This window comes from Microbacterium sp., assembly GCF_030149085.1.
Classification (GTDB): domain Bacteria; phylum Actinomycetota; class Actinomycetes; order Actinomycetales; family Microbacteriaceae; genus Microbacterium.
Genome location: NZ_JASBSF010000287.1, coordinates 1 through 2,835 on the forward strand (window position 1 = coordinate 1; position 2,835 = coordinate 2,835).

Here is a 2,835-nt window from a genome sequence, read left to right on the forward strand (position 1 = left end):
TCTGGCGCACCGTCGTCGATCGCCGGCGTCCGGAACCTGCCACCGCGCCATCGTGGACGAAGGCGATGGACAACGTCGGCCCGCGCCGCGCCTTCGCCTTCGGACTCGCCATGAACGTGCGACCCAAGAACCTTGCGATCGCGCTGGCGGCGGGTCTTGCGATCGGTTCAGCCTCCCTCAGCGTCGTCGGCAGCAGCCTGACGGTGCTCATCTTCACGGCCGTTGCGGTCTCTACTGTCGCGGCCCTGGTATTGGCGTACGTGTTCGGGAGCCATTCGGTTCGGCCTCGGCTCGAGCGCTTCAGCGACTGGCTCGTTGCGAACTCCTCACTCGTGCTGAGTCTCTCGGTGGTGTTGATCGGCGCGCTGCTGGCGATCATCGGCACCGTCAATCTGATCTGAGGCGCCGCGCACGCCCGCATGAGTCTTCTCCTCGTGAAACGGCGCGACTCGTCTATCCGGCGAGTGTCAGCCGCTGCTCGTCGCTGAACTCGCCGATGCCGCGCACCTTCGTGGCCTTAGCCGTCACGAGTTCGTTGAGCAGCTCGCCTATCACTACAAGAAGATCAACTATGTCCACCCCTTCCGGGAAGGGAACGGGCGGGTGCAGCGGATCTACTGGAACCGCGTTGCTCTCGCCGCCGGGTGGCAACTCGACTGGCACGCCGAAGCCCCGCCGGGAAACGCGACCCGGCGGGGCTTCGGTGATCTCGTACTACGCGCCGCGCTTGGCAAGCGGGGCTGCGGGGGCCTCTGCCGGGGTTTCTCCCGCAACCGCAACCTCACCGCGGTGGGCACGGACCTCATCGAACGAGGTTCCGTAGTACGCCGCCTCCATGAGTGTTTTCATGTCGGCGAGCATGGGCATCCGGGGGTTGGCCGGAGCGCACTGGTCTTCGTAGGCAGCCATCGCGAGCTCGTCGAGGCGGCCGATGAAGGCCTCCTCTGCGACACCCTGCGCCTGGAAGGAGCGCTCGATGCCGACGAGGTCACGCAGCTTCTCCACGGCCCGGGCGTAGGACTCGACACCCTCTTCGGGGGTCGCGGCCTTCAGGCCCAGGTGCTGTGCGATCTGCTGGAACCGTTCGGGAGCGATGTAGCGCTCGTACTTGGGCCAGCTGGTCAGCTTCGTGGGGATGCGTCCGTTGTAACGGATGACGTGAGGCAGGTAGATCGCGTTGGTGCGTCCGTGGATCAGGTGGAACTTCGATCCGGTGACGTGGGCCATCGCGTGCACGATCCCGAGGAACGCGTTGCCGAAGGCCATACCCGCGATGGATGCCGCGTTGTGCATCTTCTCGCGTGCCTGGATGTCGGCGGGGTCCGTGCTGCCGGGGCGAGCCTTCGCGCTACGTTCGATGTTCTCGAAGATCAGCTTGATGGCGTGCAGGGCCAGGCCGTCGGTGTAGTCGTTCGCGTACACCGAGACGTAAGCCTCCGTCGCGTGCGTGAGGGCGTCGAATCCGGCATCCGCCACGACCTTGGCCGGCAGAGCCGAGGTCAGGACCGGGTCGATGATCGCCACCGACGGGGTCAGCGCGTAGTCGGCGAGCGGGTACTTCATTCCCGTCTCGTCATCCGTGATGACCGCGAACGGCGTCATCTCGGAACCGGTACCCGACGTGGTCGGGACGCAGACGAGCTGTGCCTTCTTGCCGAGGTCGGGGAACTTGAACGCGCGCTTGCGGACGTCGAAGAACTTCTCGCGCATGTCAGAGAACTGCACGTCGGGGTTCTCGTAGAGCAGCCACATGACCTTGGCAGCATCCATCGGGGAACCACCACCGAGCGCGATGATCGTGTCGGGGTTGAACTCACGCATCTCAGCGGCACCCGCGACGACGCTCGAGAGCTTCGGCTCGGGCTGCACGCGGTCGATGATCTGCAGGTGCACGCGGTTGCGACGACGGTTCAGCACATCGATGACCTTGTCGACGAAACCGAGGTTGGTCATCGTCGGGTCGGTCACGATCGTGACCCGCTCGACGTTCTTCATGTCGATGAGGTAGCGGATCGCGTTCGGCTCGAAGTAGGTCTTGGCCGGAACCTTGAACCACTGCAGGTTGTTGTTGCGCCGACCGACACGCTTGACGTTCACGAGGTTCACCGCCGAGACGTTGTTGGAGACGGAGTTGCGTCCATAGGAACCGCACCCGAGGGTCAGGGACGGCATGAACGCGTTGTAGATGTCGCCGATGCCACCGAGAGCCGAGGGGGCGTTCTCGATGATGCGGACGGCGCGGACGCGCTTGGCGAACTCGTCGATGACGCTCTGGTCGTTGCTGTGGATCGCGCCGGAGTGGCCGAGGCCGTCGAAGTTGACCATCTGCTCAGAGAGCGAGATGCCTTCTTCGGCGTTCTTGGCGCGCAGCACGGCGAGCACCGGAGCCAGCTTTTCGCGGGTGAGCGGCTCTTGGGGTCCGACGACGGCGCACTCGGCGAGGAGCACCGAGGTGTCTTCGGGCACCGTGAAGCCGGCCTGTTCGGCGATCCACACCGGGGACTGTCCGACGACCTTCGCGTTGAGCTTGGCCTCGCCGCAGTTCTTGGCGTTGGCGTGGACGCCGAAGATGAACTCTTCGAGCTTGCGCTTCTCGTCGGCGTTCACGACGTAGGCGTGCAGGCGCGTGAACTCGGCCATAGCCTCGGTCGCGATCGGCTCGTCGAGGATGACTGCCTGCTCGGAGGCGCACACCATGCCGTTGTCGAACGCCTTGGACAGCACGACGTCGTTGACGGCGCGGCCGACCTTGGCGGAGCGTTCGATGAAGGCAGGCACGTTTCCAGCGCCGACACCCAGTGCGGGCTTGCCGCAGGAGTATGCCGCGCGAACCAT

General features: G+C 65.0%; 2 protein-coding genes and 1 pseudogene. 2 read left to right on the plus strand and 1 reads right to left on the minus strand.

Features of this window, described 5'->3' with window-relative positions; all coding sequences use genetic code 11:
* Both Q1V87_RS11650 and Q1V87_RS11655 read left to right on the plus strand, forming a co-directional pair.
* A partial coding sequence (locus Q1V87_RS11650) for a GAP family protein (protein ID WP_300592923.1) occupies positions 1 to 401 on the plus strand: 401 nt, incomplete at its 5' end.
* Between the two features lie 73 nt (positions 402 to 474).
* Positions 475 to 561, plus strand: a pseudogene (locus Q1V87_RS11655) (hypothetical protein); the annotation flags it as partial.
* Between the two features lie 153 nt (positions 562 to 714).
* On the opposite strand, the gene adhE reads toward Q1V87_RS11655, so the two are convergent.
* Positions 715 to 2,835: bifunctional acetaldehyde-CoA/alcohol dehydrogenase (gene adhE / locus Q1V87_RS11660; protein WP_300592927.1), on the minus strand; the 2,121-nt coding region annotated here is incomplete at its 5' end.